Source organism: Rhizobium sp. 22-785-1 (genome assembly GCF_053521965.1).
Genome location: NZ_JBNWDI010000006.1, coordinates 12546 through 31968, shown reverse-complemented (window position 1 = coordinate 31968; position 19423 = coordinate 12546). Strand labels below are relative to the sequence as shown.

The 19423-nt window shown below is 54.7% G+C and carries 22 protein-coding genes and 5 pseudogenes; 16 read left to right on the top strand and 11 right to left on the bottom strand.

Going from position 1 to position 19423, the window contains the following annotated elements; all coding sequences use genetic code 11:
* Positions 1-34 precede the first annotated feature (34 nt).
* A complete protein-coding gene (locus ACQZ5M_RS13455) occupies positions 35-1606 on the bottom strand; it encodes a phytoene desaturase family protein (RefSeq protein ID WP_449079986.1) in 1572 nt (523 codons plus the stop codon).
* A gap of 356 nt (positions 1607-1962) precedes the next feature.
* On the opposite strand from ACQZ5M_RS13455, the pseudogene ACQZ5M_RS13450 reads away from it, so the two are divergent.
* The 4 genes and pseudogenes from ACQZ5M_RS13450 to ACQZ5M_RS13435 form a co-directional block, all read left to right on the top strand.
* Positions 1963-2310: pseudogene (locus ACQZ5M_RS13450) on the top strand (ABC transporter substrate-binding protein); the annotation flags it as partial.
* 256 nt (positions 2311-2566) lie between these two features.
* A complete protein-coding gene (locus ACQZ5M_RS13445; RefSeq protein ID WP_449079985.1) occupies positions 2567-3430 on the top strand; it encodes a LysR family transcriptional regulator in 864 nt (287 codons plus the stop codon).
* Positions 3412-3825: a LysR substrate-binding domain-containing protein gene (locus ACQZ5M_RS13440; RefSeq protein WP_449079984.1), complete on the top strand. Its 414-nt coding sequence runs from the start codon at positions 3412-3414 to the stop codon at positions 3823-3825. Before ACQZ5M_RS13445 ends, ACQZ5M_RS13440 begins: the two co-directional genes overlap by 19 nt.
* Positions 3826-3827: 2 nt before the next feature.
* On the top strand, positions 3828-4388 hold the full coding sequence (locus tag ACQZ5M_RS13435) for a GNAT family N-acetyltransferase (protein ID WP_449079983.1): 561 nt from the start codon (positions 3828-3830) through the stop codon (positions 4386-4388).
* Between the two features lie 8 nt (positions 4389-4396).
* Here the strand turns inward: ACQZ5M_RS13435 and ACQZ5M_RS13430 are convergent, their stop codons facing one another.
* Positions 4397-4858, bottom strand: coding sequence for a winged helix-turn-helix transcriptional regulator (locus ACQZ5M_RS13430; protein ID WP_445543232.1), 462 nt, complete (start codon positions 4856-4858; stop codon positions 4397-4399).
* Between ACQZ5M_RS13430 and ACQZ5M_RS13425 the strand changes: the two genes are divergently transcribed.
* Entirely contained in the window at positions 4846-4929 is an 84-nt protein-coding gene (locus tag ACQZ5M_RS13425) for a hypothetical protein (protein ID WP_445543236.1), read from the top strand. The genes ACQZ5M_RS13430 and ACQZ5M_RS13425 overlap by 13 nt on opposite strands.
* 27 nt (positions 4930-4956) lie before the next feature.
* Here ACQZ5M_RS13425 and ACQZ5M_RS13420 read toward each other — a convergent pair whose 3' ends face one another.
* From ACQZ5M_RS13420 to ACQZ5M_RS13410, 3 genes are read right to left on the bottom strand one after another with little or no spacing between them, the layout of a single operon-like run.
* Entirely contained in the window at positions 4957-5814 is an 858-nt protein-coding gene (locus tag ACQZ5M_RS13420) for an MBL fold metallo-hydrolase (protein WP_449079982.1), read from the bottom strand.
* A gap of 25 nt (positions 5815-5839) precedes the next feature.
* Entirely contained in the window at positions 5840-6166 is a 327-nt protein-coding gene (locus ACQZ5M_RS13415; protein WP_449079981.1) for a hypothetical protein, read from the bottom strand.
* 6 nt (positions 6167-6172) lie between these two features.
* Complete coding sequence (locus ACQZ5M_RS13410) at positions 6173-6718, bottom strand: sugar ABC transporter (protein ID WP_445543229.1); 546 nt, start codon at positions 6716-6718, stop codon at positions 6173-6175.
* Between the two features lie 157 nt (positions 6719-6875).
* On the opposite strand from ACQZ5M_RS13410, the gene ACQZ5M_RS13405 reads away from it, so the two are divergent.
* From ACQZ5M_RS13405 to ACQZ5M_RS13365, 9 genes and pseudogenes are all read left to right on the top strand, one after another.
* Positions 6876-7802: a LysR substrate-binding domain-containing protein gene (locus ACQZ5M_RS13405; RefSeq protein WP_449079980.1), complete on the top strand. Its 927-nt coding sequence runs from the start codon at positions 6876-6878 to the stop codon at positions 7800-7802.
* Between the two features lie 146 nt (positions 7803-7948).
* Positions 7949-8203: a FitA-like ribbon-helix-helix domain-containing protein gene (locus ACQZ5M_RS13400; RefSeq protein ID WP_449079979.1), complete on the top strand. Its 255-nt coding sequence runs from the start codon at positions 7949-7951 to the stop codon at positions 8201-8203.
* Positions 8200-8588: pseudogene (locus ACQZ5M_RS13395) on the top strand (PIN domain-containing protein). The gene ACQZ5M_RS13400 and the pseudogene ACQZ5M_RS13395 overlap by 4 nt, the downstream one beginning before the upstream one ends.
* Before the next feature lie 622 nt (positions 8589-9210).
* Complete coding sequence (locus ACQZ5M_RS13390) at positions 9211-9819, top strand: hypothetical protein (RefSeq protein ID WP_449079978.1); 609 nt, start codon at positions 9211-9213, stop codon at positions 9817-9819.
* Positions 9820-10593: 774 nt separating this feature from the next.
* Positions 10594-11235, top strand: coding sequence for a hypothetical protein (locus tag ACQZ5M_RS13385; RefSeq protein WP_449079977.1), 642 nt, complete (start codon positions 10594-10596; stop codon positions 11233-11235).
* A gap of 35 nt (positions 11236-11270) precedes the next feature.
* Positions 11271-11864 (top strand): hypothetical protein, encoded by a 594-nt coding sequence (locus tag ACQZ5M_RS13380; protein WP_449079976.1) that lies wholly within the window; start codon positions 11271-11273, stop codon positions 11862-11864.
* Positions 11865-11986: 122 nt separating this feature from the next.
* Positions 11987-12982 (top strand): DUF4892 domain-containing protein, encoded by a 996-nt coding sequence (locus ACQZ5M_RS13375; RefSeq protein ID WP_449079975.1) that lies wholly within the window; start codon positions 11987-11989, stop codon positions 12980-12982.
* An 83-nt stretch (positions 12983-13065) separates the two neighbouring features.
* Positions 13066-13962, top strand: coding sequence for a lysozyme inhibitor LprI family protein (locus ACQZ5M_RS13370; RefSeq protein WP_449079974.1), 897 nt, complete (start codon positions 13066-13068; stop codon positions 13960-13962).
* A complete protein-coding gene (locus ACQZ5M_RS13365) occupies positions 13959-14579 on the top strand; it encodes a hypothetical protein (protein ID WP_449079973.1) in 621 nt (206 codons plus the stop codon). The genes ACQZ5M_RS13370 and ACQZ5M_RS13365 overlap by 4 nt, the downstream gene beginning before the upstream one ends.
* 215 nt (positions 14580-14794) lie before the next feature.
* On the opposite strand, the pseudogene ACQZ5M_RS13360 reads toward ACQZ5M_RS13365, so the two are convergent.
* From ACQZ5M_RS13360 to ACQZ5M_RS13350, 3 genes and pseudogenes are all read right to left on the bottom strand, one after another.
* Positions 14795-15070, bottom strand: a pseudogene (locus ACQZ5M_RS13360) (transposase domain-containing protein); the annotation flags it as partial.
* A gap of 56 nt (positions 15071-15126) precedes the next feature.
* On the bottom strand, positions 15127-15693 hold the full coding sequence (locus ACQZ5M_RS13355; RefSeq protein ID WP_449079972.1) for a hypothetical protein: 567 nt from the start codon (positions 15691-15693) through the stop codon (positions 15127-15129).
* A 324-nt stretch (positions 15694-16017) separates the two neighbouring features.
* On the bottom strand, positions 16018-16530 hold the full coding sequence (locus ACQZ5M_RS13350) for a hypothetical protein (RefSeq protein WP_296081989.1): 513 nt from the start codon (positions 16528-16530) through the stop codon (positions 16018-16020).
* Between the two features lie 369 nt (positions 16531-16899).
* On the opposite strand from ACQZ5M_RS13350, the gene ACQZ5M_RS13345 reads away from it, so the two are divergent.
* On the top strand, positions 16900-17613 hold the full coding sequence (locus ACQZ5M_RS13345; RefSeq protein WP_449079971.1) for a lysozyme inhibitor LprI family protein: 714 nt from the start codon (positions 16900-16902) through the stop codon (positions 17611-17613).
* Between the two features lie 42 nt (positions 17614-17655).
* On the opposite strand, the gene ACQZ5M_RS13340 is transcribed toward ACQZ5M_RS13345, so the two are convergent.
* Positions 17656-17931 (bottom strand): hypothetical protein, encoded by a 276-nt coding sequence (locus ACQZ5M_RS13340; protein WP_449079970.1) that lies wholly within the window; start codon positions 17929-17931, stop codon positions 17656-17658.
* A gap of 8 nt (positions 17932-17939) precedes the next feature.
* A pseudogene (locus tag ACQZ5M_RS13335) lies at positions 17940-18341 on the bottom strand (IS66 family transposase); the annotation flags it as partial.
* Here ACQZ5M_RS13335 and ACQZ5M_RS13330 point away from each other — a divergent pair.
* Positions 18341-18604: pseudogene (locus ACQZ5M_RS13330) on the top strand (integrase core domain-containing protein); the annotation flags it as partial. The pseudogenes ACQZ5M_RS13335 and ACQZ5M_RS13330 sit on opposite strands and share 1 nt — an antisense overlap.
* 169 nt (positions 18605-18773) lie before the next feature.
* Here the strand turns inward: ACQZ5M_RS13330 and ACQZ5M_RS13325 are convergent.
* Positions 18774-19376: a hypothetical protein gene (locus ACQZ5M_RS13325; RefSeq protein WP_449079969.1), complete on the bottom strand. Its 603-nt coding sequence runs from the start codon at positions 19374-19376 to the stop codon at positions 18774-18776.
* Positions 19377-19423: the final 47 nt, after the last annotated feature.

Here is a 19423-nt window from a genome sequence, read left to right as displayed (position 1 = left end):
CGACTGGAACCACCTCAGCAGGCGGACTTGCTTGTCACCCAGCAAGCATCTTTGCCAGCATGAAGCCAGAGCCGGCTCCCGTTCCTGCACCCGGCCACGTCGCGGCCCCGCACATGTACAGGCCATCGATGGGGCTCTTGTAGCGCGAATAGCCTGCAACGGGGCGAAAGAGGAAGTTCTGGTCAAGATGATGCGAGCCGGACAAACTATCGCCGCCGATGAGATTAGGGTTTTCCGCCTGTAAATCGACGGGTGACCAGACCGAGCACCCTCGAATTTTAGACCGAAAGCCTGGCGCGTAGTTCTCAATGATCGAGATGACGCGCTCGGCATAGGCGTCTTTTACCGACGCCCAGTCCGTGGCGTTGATCTTGCCTGCAGCGTCGCCCTTGATCTCTGCCGGGAGCACGCGCACCTGTACCCACAGCACATGCTTGCCATCGGGCGCGCGGGTTGGATCAACCGCGGTAGGCTGACCGACGACGAGAGCCGGTTCTTGAGGCAGAAGACCAGAGATTGCTTCGTCGTAAACCTTCGTCATCATCGAAAGAGTGGGCGCTATGTGGACGTAGGCGTAGGTTTTCAGTTCTGGAGAGGCTATCCAGTCCGGCAAGCCGTCCAGCGTCAAATGGATCATCATTGCGCCTGGTCCAGACCGGTAGGACTTGATGCCTTCGGCGAATTTGGGCGGCAACCGACCGGTCTTCACGATTCCGTCGAAGAGAAGCTTGGGGTGAATGTTGGAGATGATGGCACGTTTCGCCGTAAGTCTGCGTCCATCTGCAAGTGTGACGACTTTCTTTGTGTTGTTGAAGATTTCCACAGAGGTGACAGGAGAATTGAGGAACACCTCGCCACCTTTGCTCTCCAGCAGGCTCACCATCGCCTTGATGATGATATCCGCGCCGCCTTCACCGATCACCATGCCGAAGGCCTGATCAGCCATCGTTTCCAGATAAGGAAAGAGTGCGCCACCGGAAGCATCTGGCGGGAAATCCAGATGGAGGCCCCACGTCGCCATGGTGACCTTCAGCTTCTCATTGTCAAAATGCCGATCGAGAAAACCGCGTGGCGAGGACAGTAGCAGGCGGAGCAGGTCGGTTAGCAGCGGAATGCCACCTGCTCGCCAGGCTTTCCAGATCGTCTTGACGCTGAGAAACGAAGGCATGGGTGCCCCAAGCAGTCCAAAGAGATGCGGAGCCTTGGCGCCGAACTCTGCCGACATGGCGGCGAAGCTTTCGGCATCTTTCGCCGAAAGGGCAGCAATTGCCGCTTTATTGGCTGCAAGGTCAGTGCCAATGCCGAGATGGGTTCCGTCTGGAAAAACGCTGGCAAAGCACTTCGCGGCGGGGACGAACTTCAGACCATGCGTTGCGAGGTCTTGAGCGTAGGTTTGATGAAAAGCGGAGCCAGCGAACATCGAAAGGTTCATCGCTGCCAGATCGTGCCGGAAGCCAGGTTCGATCACTTCCTGCGTCTTCACCGCACCGCCGGCAGTGGCCTTTGCCTCGACTACTGCGACCTTCCAGCCCCTCGCGGCCAGATGAACCGCCGCTGCCAGCCCGTTGTGACCTGCTCCCAGAACCACCGCATCGAATTCAGCCATCTCATTCCACCAGTATTATGATTTTATTTCTGTATGCATACATTTTCTCGATAATGCATCAAGCTTAAAATAAATTGCCTGTGTGAGAGCTCGATGGTTTGCGATCAGCGCGGCGTTTTATGTTGCGAACCGCTCGGCCCAACAAGCCTTTGCATAGCTGTACTATCCAGAAGTACCAGCGGAAACGCGACTGGCGGCGTGCCGGAAGTGCCGCCAAGAAATATTCCCTTTCATATTATTTTCTAAAAATGGACGACGTGGCTCTTGTCAAAATCCTGATTTTAATTTTAAGTTTAAAACAATTGCTAATCCGGGAAACACCGGAAGTCCTTCAAGGGGAACTTTAGGAGTCCAAAATGACTGACATGACGCGTCGTGGCGTACTGGGACTAGGTGCGGCTACCGTTCTGACCGGCATCCTTGCCGGGCGCATCCCGGTTCAAGCTGCGCAAACAAATACTCTGACGATTGCCTTCAATTCTAACCTGCCATCCTTTGACGGGACAGTTGGGCTTTCCGGCGTTAATCCCGCCATCCAGGCGATCTACCGCTCCATTTACGATCAATATATTGGCCAGAAGCCGGATCTTTCCTTCGAGCCCGGTTTACTGACCGACTGGGGCTGGAACGACGACAAGACCAAGGTCTGGATGGATGTGCGCGAGGGAGTGAAGTGGCATGATGGCTCGGACTTCACCCCAGAAGGTGCGCCCTGATCCGGTTGGACCGTCATCGCCATGACGGTCATGGGAGTTGCTTCACCACCGAGCAGGATTTCGGCATCGATACCCGAGAAGCGTGCGGTTGCGTGAGAGGAGAGTACGCCGCTTGCAGGCGAGGCGGGATGAGGGGTGATGTCCATGATGTGGTCTCCTTATGATCCGGACCCACGGTACCTCATCAGAGCAAGAACGATTATCTGGCAAGCTCTGCCATCATCATCTATTATTCTGGACAATGATGAAGCTTGATCCGATCCAGACCTTTGTAGAAGTGGTTCGTGCTGGCGGCTTTACCGCAGCGGCCCGGCGCACGAGCACGCCGCGTTCGACGGTGAGCCTTCAGGTCAGGGCGCTCGAAGAAACGCTAGGGGTTCGGTTGCTCAAGCGCTCGACCCGTTCTTTTGCCCTAACGGACGAGGGACAGCGCCTCTATGACAAGGCGTCGGGTCCGGTAGATGTTCTCGTCCGGGCGCTTGATGACCTGCAAGCGGGAGATGGCGTACTGGGCGGTCTGATCAGGCTGACCGTCCCGGCGGATTTCCCCACCGCGTTGTTGGCGAGCGCAATCACCAGCTTCACGCAGGCCCACACGGCAGTCCGCTTCCAGATCATGTCGACAAATGCCGTTATGGATCTTGTCGAGGACAACATCGACATTGCGGTCAGAGTCGGCGCGAACCCTGCCCAGACTGCAATCGAACGACGGTTGCTCGACATCGAATGGGCCTTCTATGCGAGCACATCGTGGCTGGAGCGAAAGGGGCGGCCGGAAAATATCAGCGAGGTGGAGGATTTCATCTCCCCGCAACCAGTCTTGCGCGGATATCTGGAAAAGCATGTGCTTGGTGGTGCATCCCTACCTGCCGGTGCGATCGAGGTCGATAGCCACGCCTTGGCCCGGGATCTGATGTTGAACGGCTTTGGTGTTGCTCTGTTGCCGCAAGGCTTGTGCCAGGATGCCGTTATGACTGGCAATGCAGAACCGCTCCTCCCGCACGCGGGGCTCCGCCCGACGCGGCTCAATCTAACGTTTCCAAATCGAGCAGACATGGTCCCAAGAGTGCGCGCATTCGCTGACCACATATGCACTCTCTTCCGCTGAACAGAAGTCGTCATCGCGGCCGACATCCGTTGCAATTCAGGAGCACATTATTGGGGCAGCGCACCGCCTTTGCCGACGATGCCCGACTGACGTTGGTGCCGGTCGACGTCGTGATGACGATGAGCAATTGGCGGCCTTTGTACGCAATACTGCTTGATGGCGGGCCAATTGGTGTCTTACAGGGACCCGTTTGCTCCGATGACCTCGCCGCCGAGCGCCTCAGGCGCATTCTGCCGGACTTCGAGTTGACCGGCTTTGACCTTCATATTCTTTATTCGGCGACCCGACCGATCCCATCTCGAATCCGGACGCTTGCGACCCTGTTCGAGCGTGAGCTGCCAAGCCTGATCGAGTCTAGCCGTCTTGCACCGCATACGCATTCGGAAAGGAATTAAGAATGGTATTCCCAGAAGCAGCACTGACTTTGATCGGCGACACGTCAAAGCCGCATCGCCTGACACTGCGCCCACGCCGTCCGTCCGACGCTGACGCCTTGTTTTTGACGATGGCCGATCCAGAGATGATGCGGTGGTGGTCTCGCGCACCCTTTGAGCGTGTCAAGGATCTGAGGGAGTATTTCGCCAACGACGATCAATCGAACTGGCGCTCATGGGCGATTGTACGGGCAGATGAAGAGCTTGCCGTTGGCTTTGTGGCGGCAGGAAAGAAACGCGAAGGCGTGTCCGAGATTGGCTATCTGCTTGCGCGCGAAGCACAGGGGCATGGGTATGCGCACGAAGCTGTTGCCATGCTGATCGACCAATTATTCGCCGAGGGACAACGGCGCATTTTCGCCGATACCGATCCGGACAACCAGCCGTCGATCGCGCTGTTGACGAGGCTCGGCTTCACGCTGGAGGGGCGCCTGCGGGCCGAATGGCAGACGCATATCGGCGTTCGGGATTCGCTGATTTACCGGCTTCTGGCGGAGGAATGGTCGTCCCGGACTGCGGGATAGTCCGCGCCCTAACTTTGGCCGGAACGGACTGCAGAGGTCTCTGCGCTCTCGCATCCCCGTGAGAGCCGCCAGGTCATTAATGCGTCGGCGCTGCGGCCGGATCGCACGCCGAGCTGATCCCTCTCGACTGGCTCGCTCGTTTCCCGATTGACGGTAATCAATTTGACGCATTGGCCCGTTCGCCTGTCGATGAAGTCGAGGGGCGGTCCTTCGAGGTTGGACAGGTTCCACCGGACGTCGATCTGCACCATTGCCTGCGTGAGGAGGCCGAGGTCGCGACCTCTTCCGGTCGGCTGATATTCGAACCGATCGGGCCGTGTCTTATACTGCCGTCGCTCGACGAGCCCGTTTTCCTCCAGCAGTTTCAGCCGGTCCGACAGGGTGGCGTTGGTGACACCGCTCGATTGGCGTAGGTCGTCATAACGGCGAATGCCTAAGCAGAGCGCTGAAGGACTTCGTGTATGAATCAAATCAGGGATCGTCGTGCTGCTTTCTGGGCGATCTGGAGGACTTGGGCAGGAAGTTGGTCTCACGTTCCTAAATACCCAACGAGCGTGAACGCCTTCTGTCACGCATGTGGAGAATGCTGTGCTCGTTCCTCATAGGCGACGTGGTAATTTCCCCCCGTTCGCTCGATGCGCGCGAAACCGAGCTCACCAAGATGCATCCCGGCGATCAGAAGCCGTTCCGAACTGACCATATCCAGCAATCTCGATCGCGTCTCTGCGGCGAGATGTGTATCCTGATCGAACGCGATCGACACATCCGGCCGTGAGATCTGGATCTGGGGGAAATGGACTATGTCGCCCCAGACCAACAGGTTCTGGCCACCGGACCCAAGGCGGTAGCCGGTATGTCCTGCCGTATGACCAGGGAGCGGAACTGCCGTCATGCCGGGAAGCACGTCGCCGGTCTCGAACATGCGCAACCTGCCACGATAAGCGGCAAACGCCCGACGGGAGAAGATGAAGTTGCCATGGGCACGCTCGGGCGCGCGGCTCAGATTGCCGTCATCCTGCCAGAACGCAACTTCCTGCCGATGGGCGATGAGCTCGGCGTTTGGGAATGCGGCTTCGCCTGTGGGATTGAGCAGTCCACCCACATGGTCTGGATGGGCGTGCGTCAACAGGATGGCGTCGATAGCAGCAGGCTGGATGCCCGCCTGGGCGAGGTTGTCCTTCAGCCGACCGCCCCATTGTTTGAAACCGCCCGCGCCGGCATCGATCAGGACCGTGCGACCCCCTCCGCGCACCAGATAGCAGTTGATGTGGATAGCGGTGTGATCCCGTATCCCCGCATTCTCCTGCATTTGAGAGGCATCGTCGGCATCGATATTCGAGAGTAGGCCGAAACTGGCGTGGAGATAGCCGTCACTGATGGCTGTGAGGGTCAGGTCGCCAACCGTCTGGGTGGGAAAATCGGTCATCGTCATGTTCTTCTCTGGCGTGAGTTCAGTTGCGTGCGTGGATGCTCGACGCTTCGTAGCCGAAGCAGCGAATGCGCGCGGTCAGATCGGTGCTGCTCTGAATGACGTCGTCCAATTCCATCATGAACCGGTCCATCACGGCCGCTGTCCGGAAAGGTTCGAGGCGATACTGGATCTCGGCAAAGGCCGGATGCCCCCGGCCATGCCGAACGGTGACAAAAATGACATGCACATTCTCCAAGGCCGCCCGAAGGATGTCGGTGCAGAGCGCTGTGCATCGCTCCGTGAGCGCCACGAGCGTCTCCTCCGGCGGTATCCTGTCTTGCGAGATGTAGAGGGTGACATTGGGCATCGACGTTCACCGCGCGCTGGCGGAGGCGACGTCATCGCCGTTCGTCAATTGCGGCGTCATCGGCGCATAGACGTGAACATCGTCCGGCAGATGTCCGATATCTCCGATCACGTCGCGACATGCTGTCGCGAGCCACCGATGTTCCGGGAACTTCTCCATGGCGACCGCGCGCATCGCAAATGGCGTCAGGCCCAATTCGCGCAGCGGCTGAGGCCCTGTTGTGCTCAGCACCAGATATTCGGTTTCGCCGACGGCCGGGGCGCGCTCGACGCCCTCGTACAGGTTTCGGTGCCAATCCGTGATGTGTTGCTGCCAGCGGGCGAAGTTGCCGCCGCCCTTCTGGCTATATTCTTCGCCGGTCAGAATATCGAGGCCGTCGATCGAATGGAGAGCGAGGTAGACGGGACAGCCGCCTCTCAACGCCTTGAAACGCTGTGAGGTGTGAAAGCCGCTCACGGAAATCAGGGCCGGCAGCTTGTCCAGGCTGTAAAACGCGTTCCACTCCGCCTCGCTGTGCGGGTCAGCAAAGCTGCATTCAACTGTATAGATCATCTTATCGCTTCCTGCCGGCCGCACAGCGCTTCCGGCTTCGTTTGTCATTGATATTTTGTCATGATAGGAGGCGAATGATCCGATGGATATCGATATTGGGTCATCCTTCAATGATCTAATATCAAGCTGGGATCGATCAGACCTGCGGAGACCACGGATGCGCCGTAAAATTCCCAGCAATTCCGCTCTCATGGCGTTCGAGGCGTCGGCGCGTCATGGCAGCTTCGCACGCGCAGCGGACGAGTTAGCACTGACCGAAGGAGCAATCAGCCGCCAGATCGGTCGGCTGGAGGCTTTCCTCGGCTTGACGCTGTTCGAGCGCGTCGGCAATCGCGTCAGGCTTCTGCCAAGCGGGGAGCGGTATGCCGCCCAGATTCGCGAGTCTCTTGATCGGCTGGAGCGTGACAGCCAGTATCTGATGGGGCAGCCCAGCGATGGCGCCAGCATCGATATCGCGACGATCCCGACTTTCGCCACGCGATGGCTCATTCCCCGCCTTGGACGATTTCAGGAGCGCCACCCTAACATCATCGTGCATCTTGCCGAACGAATGGAACCATTCGTGCTCGCCGGAAGCGGTTTCGACGCCGCCATCCATTACGAGCATCCCGCATGGACCGGAATGAGGACGCACCCGTTGCTGCACGAAACGCTGATGCCTGTCTGTCATCCGGCGCTTCTCGACAAAGGCGCAGACGTGGTGTCGCTCGACCATCTGCCACGTCTGCATCGTCGCCAGAACCCGGATGCGTGGCAACGTTATGCGCAGGAGACAGGGATCACGCTCACCAATCCTGCGATCGGTCCATACTACGACCTCCATATTATGCTGATCGAGGCCGCACTGGCGGGACTTGGCGTTGCGCTGGTGCCGCGGCTATATGTCGAGACGGAGTTGGCGGAAGGGCGTCTAATCGCTCCTTGGCCCGAAAGCCAAGCCATTTCCAAGACGTTCAGCCTGATCCTCCCGGAGCCCATCCGGTTGGGTGACGCTCCAATACAGGCTTTTGCAGACTGGCTGCTTTCCGAAACTCATCGATTTGTTTCCTTCGCGCGCCATGACACAAGGCGTTCAATCACTTAGCGGAGCGAAAGCATGGTCGCTGGTCCGATTTGCATCAAGGCGAAAGAGCGGGCACAATCTCCAATTTCCGGCTCATGGTAAGACCTGAAAATGCTATCATTTCTGTGTTAATGATATCACGACGAAATATATGTAGGTTCGGACGAATGCCGGCGGTGACCATACGAAACCTTTCTGATGAAACTCATCGGGCATTACGCGCAAGAGCAGCTTACCACGGTCGTAGTACCGAGGCCGAAATTCGTGACATTCTTGACGCCGCTGTTCGTCCTTCTGGACGCGTGAAACTGGGCTCACTTCTCGCGGCCATTGGCCGGGACGCCGAAATGTCAAACAATGATGTCAAAGCGCTGCAACAACAGCGCGACAGGACCCCTGCAGTATCGATGACTTTCGAATGATCTTGCTAGACACTAATGTAATATCTGAGCCTTGGAAGCCAGCTCCTGATATTGCTGTGCTGACTTGGTTGGATGCACAGGCCATCGAAACGCTATTCATTTCTGCGATTACAATTGCCGAACTTCGTTTCGGGATTGCCTCAATGCCATCGGGGAAGCGTCAGACAATTCTCCACGATCGCCTTGAAGGTGAAGTTCTACCAATTTTCGACGGGCGCATTCTGCCCTTCAACGCGGGCACCTTGCGTTTCTACGCGGACCTGATGGCCAGCAGGCGAACATCTGGGAAGGCGATCGGGAAGGCTGATGGATACATTGCTGCTACGGCTGCAGAAACTATCTCGCGGTCGCAACGCGGGATACAAGCCCATTTGAAGCAGCCTGATTATTAGCTATCAATCCCTGGTCCGCCTAAGTCTTTAGAATTACAGGTTGCCGGTTTATTTCTCTTCAAGCGCATGTCACCTAAGGGCAGGCGCCACTATTACGGTCTCGTCTGCCCGCCTTACAACTTGAGCCACGTTCTATTAGCGCGGTTGGCGTCCGCCTCGTCGAGCCTATCCAACCGCTAAAAAAATGACTTGGCAGGGTTATCCGTCAATGGACTATTGGGGCACGCCATAAGACAGGGCAAAGACAACGATGGGTGCCATAATGCAAGCGAAAGTCGCAGTGGCGGCGTCACAATATTGACTTTTCCGCAACGGTCCACTAACGCGTCGGTCATGTCGTTTCCATCCCTCGCTGAAGACGCTCAAGAAGGAATGCACGGATTGGATCGAGCATACGCGTAAAACCGGCGACTGTGACCGCTACGCGGCGACCATCGAAATCAGTTTGATGAGGCCGGGACCGCTTGACCCAAAGGTGGGGCTAAGCCTAGATCGTCTTGGGCATTACTTTAATGTTGCCGCCTGTGACGCGTATTTCCGCGCCAACATAACGGACTGACGCGCTTCCTGCAATGGACCGTCGCCCTGTGTGCAGTGCCAGTGCGGTGGAATGGCATGCATAGCGAAATGCATCCGGACCTTGGAAATTGGCCCACGCAATTTTGGGACAGCATGAAAGCTGTCGGTCCAACCATGGTGTCTTGGTGGGATGAGGCAAGTGTCTGTGCCAGACGATTTTTGGAAATGGCGGAGAAATATCAGCGCGTCAATCGGTCTGCAGAATCGCGCAGGATCGCTCAGGAGACCAATGATGCATTTCTTTGCTTTCTGTTTTCTGATGCGTTCGGCATCGCGACGGATTTCAAGCCGCAAAAGCGGTTGATTGTACAGTACCAGGCCGTATTGGATCACTCGCGATCGGCGGACGAGGCAACTTTTGCCAAGGTGATGCGGGACGCGGCGGACTTTGACATCAGCCGAAGCAAACACAGCAACGGCTCCAAACTCTACGAATTCGATCGCGATATTGATCGGCTTTTTCCCGGCGAGCTATTGGCGGTCCAGGCGCTCCGGTGCCGCGATGGTCTTCCCGATTTTGACACCGGCCACCTTCTCATCGATGCGCCGTGGGCATTACTCCGTGATCTGACCCCGGTTGAACGACATCCGATCGCAGCGGCGATCGAGCTACGGCTCAAGCGAGACTATCCGCTATTCCGTTAACGAAGCCGCCCTTGAAGCCGGCCAGGTTGTTGCCTTGAATGCTGCACTTGACACAAATTACGCAAAACTACATTCATGATTGCCAGATGGCAGCCGCGAGCTGCCTTGCGCGTCCCATGGTTCAGAAAAGTCCGTGACGCTGTGGGCGTGCCCTAAGGTGAGGCTGACCAACGCGCGCGCAACTTCGTTATTTCGAATGATTGGCGCGGTGAAATCTGAATAGGCCTCCAGCATGGGCCGAAGAGTCAGCCATTCGTTCATCGCGCTGATGATGTCTCGCAGTGCCTCCTTATCGGTTCTGGCTTGTTATCGACTGCACATTGCTCCTCTTGGAATTGAGCAGTTTGGCGTCCTTACCGTGCATTCCTAGAGGCTAGTTCATGCCGGAACCGTGGCTCCCCGATCTTAGGTCTATCTATGAAGGCCTTCCGATCGAAGCGGGTTCGTGTCGTGCAACTCCGTCGCACAGCGAACCATATCGAGGCAAGCACCACTGCCTCTACCAGCCTGCGTAAGATAGAGACCGCAGCCTGTAGTGAACCATGGCGTTACTCCCACAATTATCGAGCAGCCGCTATTTGGAAATTTTTCGATAATCTCTCCAACCCGCGTAATCGCGCCGATGTGTTTGCAGCAAGGGCGGTGAGTGGCGGCACCTGAATGAAAGGCACGGTAGCCAATTGCCTAGGCGTTCCGTTTTGTGCTAGTCGGAAATTGAACGCTGATCATTTACGGTGGCCACTTCTTTCGTGGGACTGTGAGGGTCGTCCCATCTTGACCGGAACGGAGCAACTTCCTGACATGAATATCTCGGCGAGAACCAAGATTTTTGCTAAAGTCGCTGTGGTCACCCTTTGTTGCGGCGATGTGATGAGTGCCGAAAAAGGGCCAGAAACTGATCTACAGGAGATAGTGCAGCTTAATGACGAGCTCCTAGCCTTTAAAAAAGTGGACGGGCGCAACGACGAGAATAAGGCAGCCGCAGCAGTCGTTCGTCATTCACAACCGGACGCTAATGGTAACACGTGCGAGCTCTTAATCTTGCAGCGAACGGCGTCCGAATGGGTGGTGAAAGAACGAAGCGGGTCGATTGTCGACTGCTTGTTCAATGACCTTGCTCGTAACGCCACGGATTTGAGTGCAAATCTCACGGTAAGCGATGGCAAAATCATTTACGTTAACCAGGCCGCTCGTAGCAACGTCACCTTCGAACTAAGATATGACAAGTCTAAAAACACCTGGTTTCTGTTCGAAGCCAGAAGTGCGAGTCCGTCTGAAAGTCAGAAGACCGGCAAAATGGGTGTGGTGATTCGAAAAGCGCGTTTTCCTGACGACATACCTTTCACACCTCTCTCGCAGATCGATGCTGAAGCTGTGCAAGCCATAATGGATAAACACCAAAAAACTCTTGACTGATATCCATCTGCTCGCAGTTCCACGAGGAAAGTAAAATGAAACAGATAAATAGCTTGACGCGAGTGCTGGCTTTTTTTCTATCTACGTTGGCAATGTTGGCCGCTTCAGTGCATGCCGAGGATGGCGATTTGTCCCCTCAGGACCGTGCAGCTTTGATGAAGAAAGCCTTTATCAACTGTGACTCCACAGGGCAGGAATGCACCGCCGGTGATTTGTCGACAGGTGACTTCTACGACGTCACGATCTATGGCGATTGCTTTACGAATGCCTATTACGGACGCATCTCCAACAAAACCGTTGGGGCCCGGAAGACGGTTGCCACCACTGGGTCGCACACTACAGTTCTCGCGGAGCTGCCAGCGAACCAACTGGTCTGTATCCTTGCGACTGCTTCTTCTGGGCCAGGGACAGGAGACGTTGAACAATATGTCATGGCTCTACCCTGGGACTACAAACTAAAATGTAGGGATGGCGAGGTCTGCCGTCTGCCTCTACCTAAGCCAACGCCGAAAGTCATGGTCACGTGCAAAGCGGATCACCAAGCCCAACGCTACATCGGCTGTCCACAGGGCTGGATTTTCGCACGCGAGATGGAGGCTTATTCCATGGGTCTGCCCGGCCAGGAATAGCTTCGGCTCTTTTTGGGTGCCGCATGGATCCCGACACTTTTCAACAAAAGTCTTCTTTGTTTCGCAACCGGTGAAATGCGCTCTCCGTCTACATTTTTCTTGAGGAATGAAAGGATTGTGGAGTGATTGATATTCTTAGAAGATTCGCCGCGGTATTGCTGCTCGTCGGCCTTAGTATGCCAGTCCTTGCAGCAGATAGCCCTAGCGAGGACGTCAAGGGGGCGAAGGACAGCCCTATAATTTCGCGTTTTCGCGGAGCTGTGATCATCGGCTACCAAGAACAGGACTATGCCGCACTCATAAAGCCACTCGGGCCATATGATGAGGGAAAAAGTAGCAAATTTGCTAACAGCCAAACCGTTGAGGGCAGGGTGACAAGCATTGCCTATGCGGCACCTGAGGGAAAGTCGGCTCTGGAGGTCTACCGGAATTATGAACAGACGCTAGCTGACGCCGGATTTAAATCGTCATTCAAATGCGAAGCGGAAAGCTGCGGCGGCTACAATTTCGCAGCAACCATAGCGGACCCAGTAAACCAAGCCATGGCGGGCGATCTATTTAATCTCAGGATAAATCTACTCGACGCTACTAATGGCGACGTGCGAGCATTGACGGCTCGTCTTGATCGTCCAAATGGGCCCGTAGATGTCGTGTTGCTCGTAAGTCAAGATTCAGGTAGGCAGCCTGGCGTCCTTCTACAAATCGTAGAGGGACGTCCGATGGACAACGATCAGGTCAATATCGATGCCAACGCTATGAGTAACGGCTTAGCGACTATGGGACACATTGCGCTATACGGGATACAGTTCGATACGGAAAGCGCCACCCTCAAACCTCAGTCCAACGAAACGTTGGCGCAGATGGCAAAAATGTTGGCGGATCATCCAAGTCGTAAGGTCTATGTGGTCGGACATACAGACAGTACGGGCTCGCTCAAGCACAATATCGACCTATCGGGAGCTCGAGCAGCCAGCGTCGTCAAGATCCTTATCACAAAGTACAGAATTACGCCTGACCGCCTGTCCCCTAAGGGCCTAGGCCCTTTCGCCCCAGTGGCCAGCAACGCAGATAATGGCGGCCGCGCTAAAAACCGAAGAGTCGAGCTGGTCGAGCAATAAATAGTAGCCAAAATTAGAGGATATGTTGCCTCGTACGAACCCTCTTAGACAGCGGTCACGTCGTCGCTTTGTCACGATGAAGCGTGGCTATTCGTGAGCGCATTTTCGTCTCTTTTTCCAAGGGTAGCACCATGAAGCACCTCCATCTTCTTCTGTGGGCATTTTTCTTACAGCTAACGTCTTACACCCCGGGCACGGCGCTTGATTGCGTTGCAAATAAAGACATCACAGATGCGGTGATCTGCGGAGATGATCAATTGCAATCCGCAGATGCCGAGGTCAAAGATGCCTACGAAAAGGCTCTTCGGTACGTCCCCGACGGGAAGCTATACACGATGCTTACAGAGAGCCAGAAACGCTGGAAGGCCGCTCTGGACCGAGCTTTGGAGCGATCGCCAGAGCGATCTCAGATCCTGACCGGTAGCCAATATCCCACAAACAGGGAAGAAGTTGCTGCAGCAGCGCTGAAGGCCCGTTTGTACGACTTAACAGCGGAGGAAGAGGATGGAACGCCGAACCTCATCGCCAGAGCTCTTGAGAACGAACAGCACGAGCTTACGCGTTATCTCAATGGCGAGTTTGCCGGCTACGAGACAAGCTGTGAGTTCATGGGGGTGGATTTTTCTTATTCGTGCGTCTCCACAAGGACTTACAGGAACAGGGATAGGCTTTGTACTGTTCAAGAGCATTGGACCAGCGCCGGCCCAGATCAGAACCGATATGTTGCCAACGTGACGAGCGGCAAGCCGCGACTGATCGCGTCTTGCAGTCTCCGATGGGGAGCGGATTCACCATGTCCCATCGGTGTGCGCGACGACGGTCGGTGGAACACGGAACCAATGTCACATCCTGAACTCTACACTTCAAAACAGCTACCTAAAGTCGACGCAGAGGTATTTGAAGAGGACGAGGCTTGGGTCAAGGTTTGTCTGACGGATCGTTCTTTCCCACTGGCTGATCCAGCAAGGAATATCGAATGAGTACCAAGAGCAGCAAAGTCAGATATTTGCGGAAGAATAGCAATCACCAATGCGGGGTCAAGCAGCCAATGTTAGGTCGACGTGTACGATACATCGGGACCATAATAGTCGCTCTTACCTGTTTGGCGCACGTGGCTTCTGCAAGGGAAGAGTTGACACCTCTCACGCGTGCGAGCACCGTTACGGATCCGTTAGAGGTGATGGCGGCCGAATGTGGTGTACCTTTGGACAACCTGACGGCGCTTGAGGCTTGCGCCAACCGCAAAATCTTCAAGAGTGAAGCAAAAACTTATGCTCGTATCCTGCGGCTGGTTTCAATAGGACGTCTTTGTCAAAGACTTTCCGAGGACGACGCCCAAGCAATTTTAAATGCTAGCCGATCACAGTTGGAAGATGCACGCTCAACGCTCCCTGACCAAGATCAGGAATGGGCGAAAACATGGCGAGAGGCCGTGGTAGTCGGTGCGACGCAAGCCGCGGATGTGCGCGATGCTATTAGAGAGCAGGGATGCGATCTATTTGCAAAACCTGGTGGCGACCTGACAAAGATCATGACTTGGAGTGGAAAACCTCAGATTGTCGACGGCATACTGTTATCGCCTCGAACTAAACCGTGAAAGGCTGCGCGCCCCTGCCAGATTAGTCGCTTGATAGAGTTGCTCGACATTTGCTCTCCCCATCTGCAGGCGAAATTCGGATGCCTATGTCCGCTTTAGAGCAACGGTACGGATGCGCTGGCGCGTTGGCGGCCTGATTGGATCTCTTCAGGTTATAAGGAATATGCAACCGATAAAGGCCGCGGGGTGCTACGGAAGCGGCAAGCAGAGACCATTCAGCGCGCGTAATTCCACGGAATGAGTGCACCGAGATCGCTGTGGGGCCACCCGTTGGCTATGCGCTCGAGGGTCTGGGTTAGCCAAGCCTGCGGATCTACATTGTTCATATTCGCTCTCTGAAGGAGAGTGGCGATTGTTGCCCAAGTCCTTCCACTGTCGGCGAAGAGGCCGTTCTTTCTCGTAGTTGTCCGCGGCCGGATTGCAAGCTCGACTATGTTGTTGTCGAGCTCGATGCGGCCGTCGGTGAGAAAGCGCTCGAAAATGGAGACGCGAGGTGAGCTGATCTCGGAGATTCGCGCTTTGGCCATTGACCATGACTATCAGGAGACTAGAGTTCCGATAGAAGTCTTCTTACGCGCCAAGCGAAAAATGCACATGCTGGCAGGGCAAGCACTAGAGCAATCCGTGCGATCAGTAAAAGTCGCTCTTTTCTTTCTACGTTTCTATAGTAAGGGCCAAAGGGGTCTGTAATCATCTTTCCGTCTGCCTCGACACCATATACGCGGGTGGTCCGAGTGTAAGTCGGTGCTTTACCATAGGTTGACATCCATTCCTGTGGATCCTCTGTGACGTACACAGTGTAGGTCGTTTGAGGTTTCACGAAGTAACCAAGAGTATGAAAGTCGAATACGAAACCAGGCCACTCGTCTGATCTACCAAATGTCTTGAGCGCATAAGAGTTTTTATAGCGCCCCGGGGTAGCGGACTGGCTTTCAAACTTTGTGACAGAGTCGATAGTCAAACGGACTTGTTTAAGCTCATTGGGGGAAGGTGGAATTTCGACAACTGCCGCGGAAGAATAATTCATCCAGCTGAATCCAAGTAGAAACACAATCACAAGGAGAGGATGCCATAGCGGGCGGAGTGGTTCAGGCAATTTTTCCTTATAGTTCATGATCGATCAAACCACCCCAATGTTGTTCTTAGCGCGTCTGCATTCGTAGAGAACACCAGCCGACCACCCTCATATGTCGTGAAGGCATAAAATAGGGTGGCGATTTCCTGTGTGGCGGAGTCAAAAGTTGGTCTAGTGGGCAAAATCTACTGCCCTGAGAATTCGAAATCGACCGCTGGCGCAGAAATCTTTGATAGTTTTCGCCTCTGAAACATGGCTGAGATAGAACCCTCAGCATCTTGGAAAATACATTACAGAAATAAAACTTTTGAGGCAGGGCCAAGCTCCGCTTACTAAGTCACCGCGCGCGTATCCTGAAAACTTTTAAGGCGCGTGTAGCGCCCTAGTTTTCATCTTAGTGAGCTTGTTCGACGTCGGGTCGTAGAGATAGCTTACGGTGTGGCCGGGATCTCCAATGTCATCCATACTTACAACCGGGCCATCCTTCGTTTCCTCGTAGCTCGCGTCTTCCGCGCATGTCCCGAAATCTTCGCTCGCTCTCAATCCCCGCGCGTCCAATGTCACCCATCCGAATAGGATTGGGCATGCATTTCCACCCGTATTGAGTTCCAGCAAAGCGCTGTTATGAAAGCTTTTCAGAAGGCGTGGCATGTAGGCGCTATCAATCGTGACGGTTTGGCCTTTTCCGTCTTTAATGATGAGTCGTGCAGCGCTAACTTGGTCCATGGTAATTTCGATAGGACCTGCGGGCAGGGTGATCACCAAAGTCTCGTCGTTCTGGAGATTGTCGGCATCGGCAACGAGTGGTTCTGAGCGTGCTGGTAACGAGCCCAGGAGTAAGGCTAAAATCAGTGGGCAAGAAAATTTTGCAAGCATCTACTCACCTTTTTGAAAATCATAGTCCGCGCATCTGATCGTGCACCTACCCAGCGCAATCGTTTGGGTGATATTGATATCGTTCAACTTGAGCGTGACAGAACTTTCGCGATTGCATTTTCTGCGAAGCCATTTACAAGATAATTGAACAGTGGTCAATTATCTTGGTGGATGATGATTTTGTTGTCTTGTGAGGATCTCGACGGAAAGCGTCGCGCTTTTGCGTTGTTATTGAAGCCTAGTGGATTTAGCAGACGGGCGCTACTCGCTATCGGACTTTTGGTTGCGAGCGCTTATCCAGCTCTAGCAATCGACTGCAGCAATAAGACGGATAGTACAACTGCACATTTCTGTGCAGATCGTCGGCTCATGGATGCCTACGAGAAGATGGAATCGGCCTATAGCGCCATATTGGCACAAGCACCGGATGACGAGATTCGCACGATGCTTACTTTGAGCCAGAAACGTTGGCAGGCAGCACTGAGCCTGGCATTCGAGATGGTTCCGGATGATAGCAAGACGCTTGCTGGTGAAGAGGCCGAAGAGACAGACGAGGGTGCCGATCAACATTCACCCGATGATATTTTGCTAAATAATATTCAGGGGCGTACGGATGACCTTTCGTCTCTGGAAAAAGATGGCGTTCCGACGCTGATCGCAGCGGCTTCGAGGCAGCGGCTTTTTGTACAAAAGTTTTCCGGCGGAGATTTTGCGGGCTTCGATACCACCTGTAATTACTTACCACCCAACTACGATTACTACTCGTGCTTCACAACGCAGCATTTTCAAAATTTAAACAGGATCTGCTCTGACGAGGAGTATTGGGCAACTGGCTCTGTGTACGAGAACCGCTATGTCGTGGACATCGTTGCAGGCAAACCCAAGCTTGTGGCCTCCTGCACGTTCAACGGGAATGATACAAGTTGTTTGGATGATAGCGGGGCCGGCGATCATTGGAACGTGCGTCCTGTACCGCGCAAAGACCTCTATTCAGAGAAACCCTTACCGAAACTTGATGCCGAAGTCGAGATCGCCGACGAGACCTGGTTGACCGCCTGTTTGACCGACCCCGCCTATCCGTAAGTATACGCTGACTACCGCGGTTGACGCTGATGGTGTCCAGCTTCAGCGGCCTGACTGAAGTTCCGCGATTGCTTTGGCAGCCTTGTCGCAGCGCTCTGCAAGTTCTGGGTATGAGAGCTCCATGTGCTCGGTCGCGATCTTGAAGAGATACTGCGCGATGGCGTCAACTGATGCGGTTTGATTGGTCAGCATGCCAAAGACGGTATCGGCATAAGCATCATATTCGTCTTGCGCTTCAGGAATGTCCGACCCCCCGATGGGGTCCCATTCTGTGAGCAATATTTTCCGAATGATAGCTCGGTTGGCTTTGTTATCCATCGTTGATCCTATGCCGCAACGGCTGCTGTTTGCATCGGTTTCCAGTTCCGCGGCAGCAATTGCGCCAGCCTGCTGATCGGCGTGTCGGCAATGTAGGCGAGGACGTCGGCGAGCGAGGCCTGTGGGTCGATGTCATTGAGCTTGGCGCTCATGATGAGCGTAGCCATGAACGCGGCGCGATCAGCACCACGATCCGATCCGGCGAAGAGCCATGACTCCCTGCTGAGTGCAAACCCTCTTAGCGCTCGTTCGGCAGCATTTTTCGTCAGGCAAATCCGGCCGTCATCGAGGAATGACGTAAAGCCATCCCATCGCCTGAGCATGTAATCTATCGGCTCGGAGACGGGAGAACTGCGCGACAATTTTGCCCGCTCGGTTTGGAGCCAATCATTCAGCTCTTCGGCGAGTGGCAGGAAAGGCGCTCTGTCTCGAGCATATCCGCACAAAGCCCTATACGTCGAAAACCAACGGCAAGGCCGAAAGGTTCATCAAGACAGCCTTGCCCGAATGGGCCTATGCACGATCATATCCCTCCTCAGAGCATCGAAAGACGCATCTCCCGGAATGGACGCGCATGTACAATTGGCATAGACCGCATGGCGGAATAAAATCAAAAACACCAATCAGTCGCCTCGGCCTTAACCGAGACAACCTATTGAGGCTCCACAACTAGAGCCCACGGCATTCGTCGCCAACCAGTGACGGCGTTGTGGCATCTCGCAAAGAAAAATCGCCCATAAGTCACTCTCCCAGGCCGAAAATTACTCGGAAGATCCGTATTATGCGCTTCGAATCTTTCCCGATTGTTTAACGCATACTTCCGCTCGCGTTCTGGATTAAGTCTAGATGTCGTGCCTTGCTTGACTACGGGAAATGATGCGGCTCAGGAACAGCAGACATCCCCCAGTCACTCCATACCAGAGCGTAACGACGACCGTCATTAATATCACAGCCCCCGCCACGCCGTCGGAGCCAGGGTTTCGCTTTGCCCCATCAACAATCAGAAGTGTCAAGAACGGCGCGATCACAGAGAGGAAAAGTAACCCAGCAAGCCTTAGTCCGTCGGCGTAACGAGTTTTAGGTGCGCTAATCCTCGACAGCCAGATAAGGGATACGAGAGAAGTGAGAAACAGTGAGACCAATCCGCCATACTCAACAATCAAGCTCGGCAGCGGGTTGAATCCGTCAACTGCGACAAGCGTGGTGCCAATTAGAGCGTTGGCCGCGTAACCTATTAGGAGGGCGAGCAATGTGTTAGCGATCCAGGAAGGGAGCTGCCGTCTGAAAGTATTCCGCATTCGGTCATCCTGTGTCGGCGAAGCTAGATCCTGCACGCCTGCCGCCGACGCATCGGCGTTGCCGTGCCCGAATAAGCAATTGTGCTCATCCCATTTCTTCCACCTCTTACAGTTTTCAATCTGCGGCTGCAAGTGGATATTGAACATTGTCTATTTTATGATAATTGTGCGGCGTCCGGCTCTAATTTCGTATC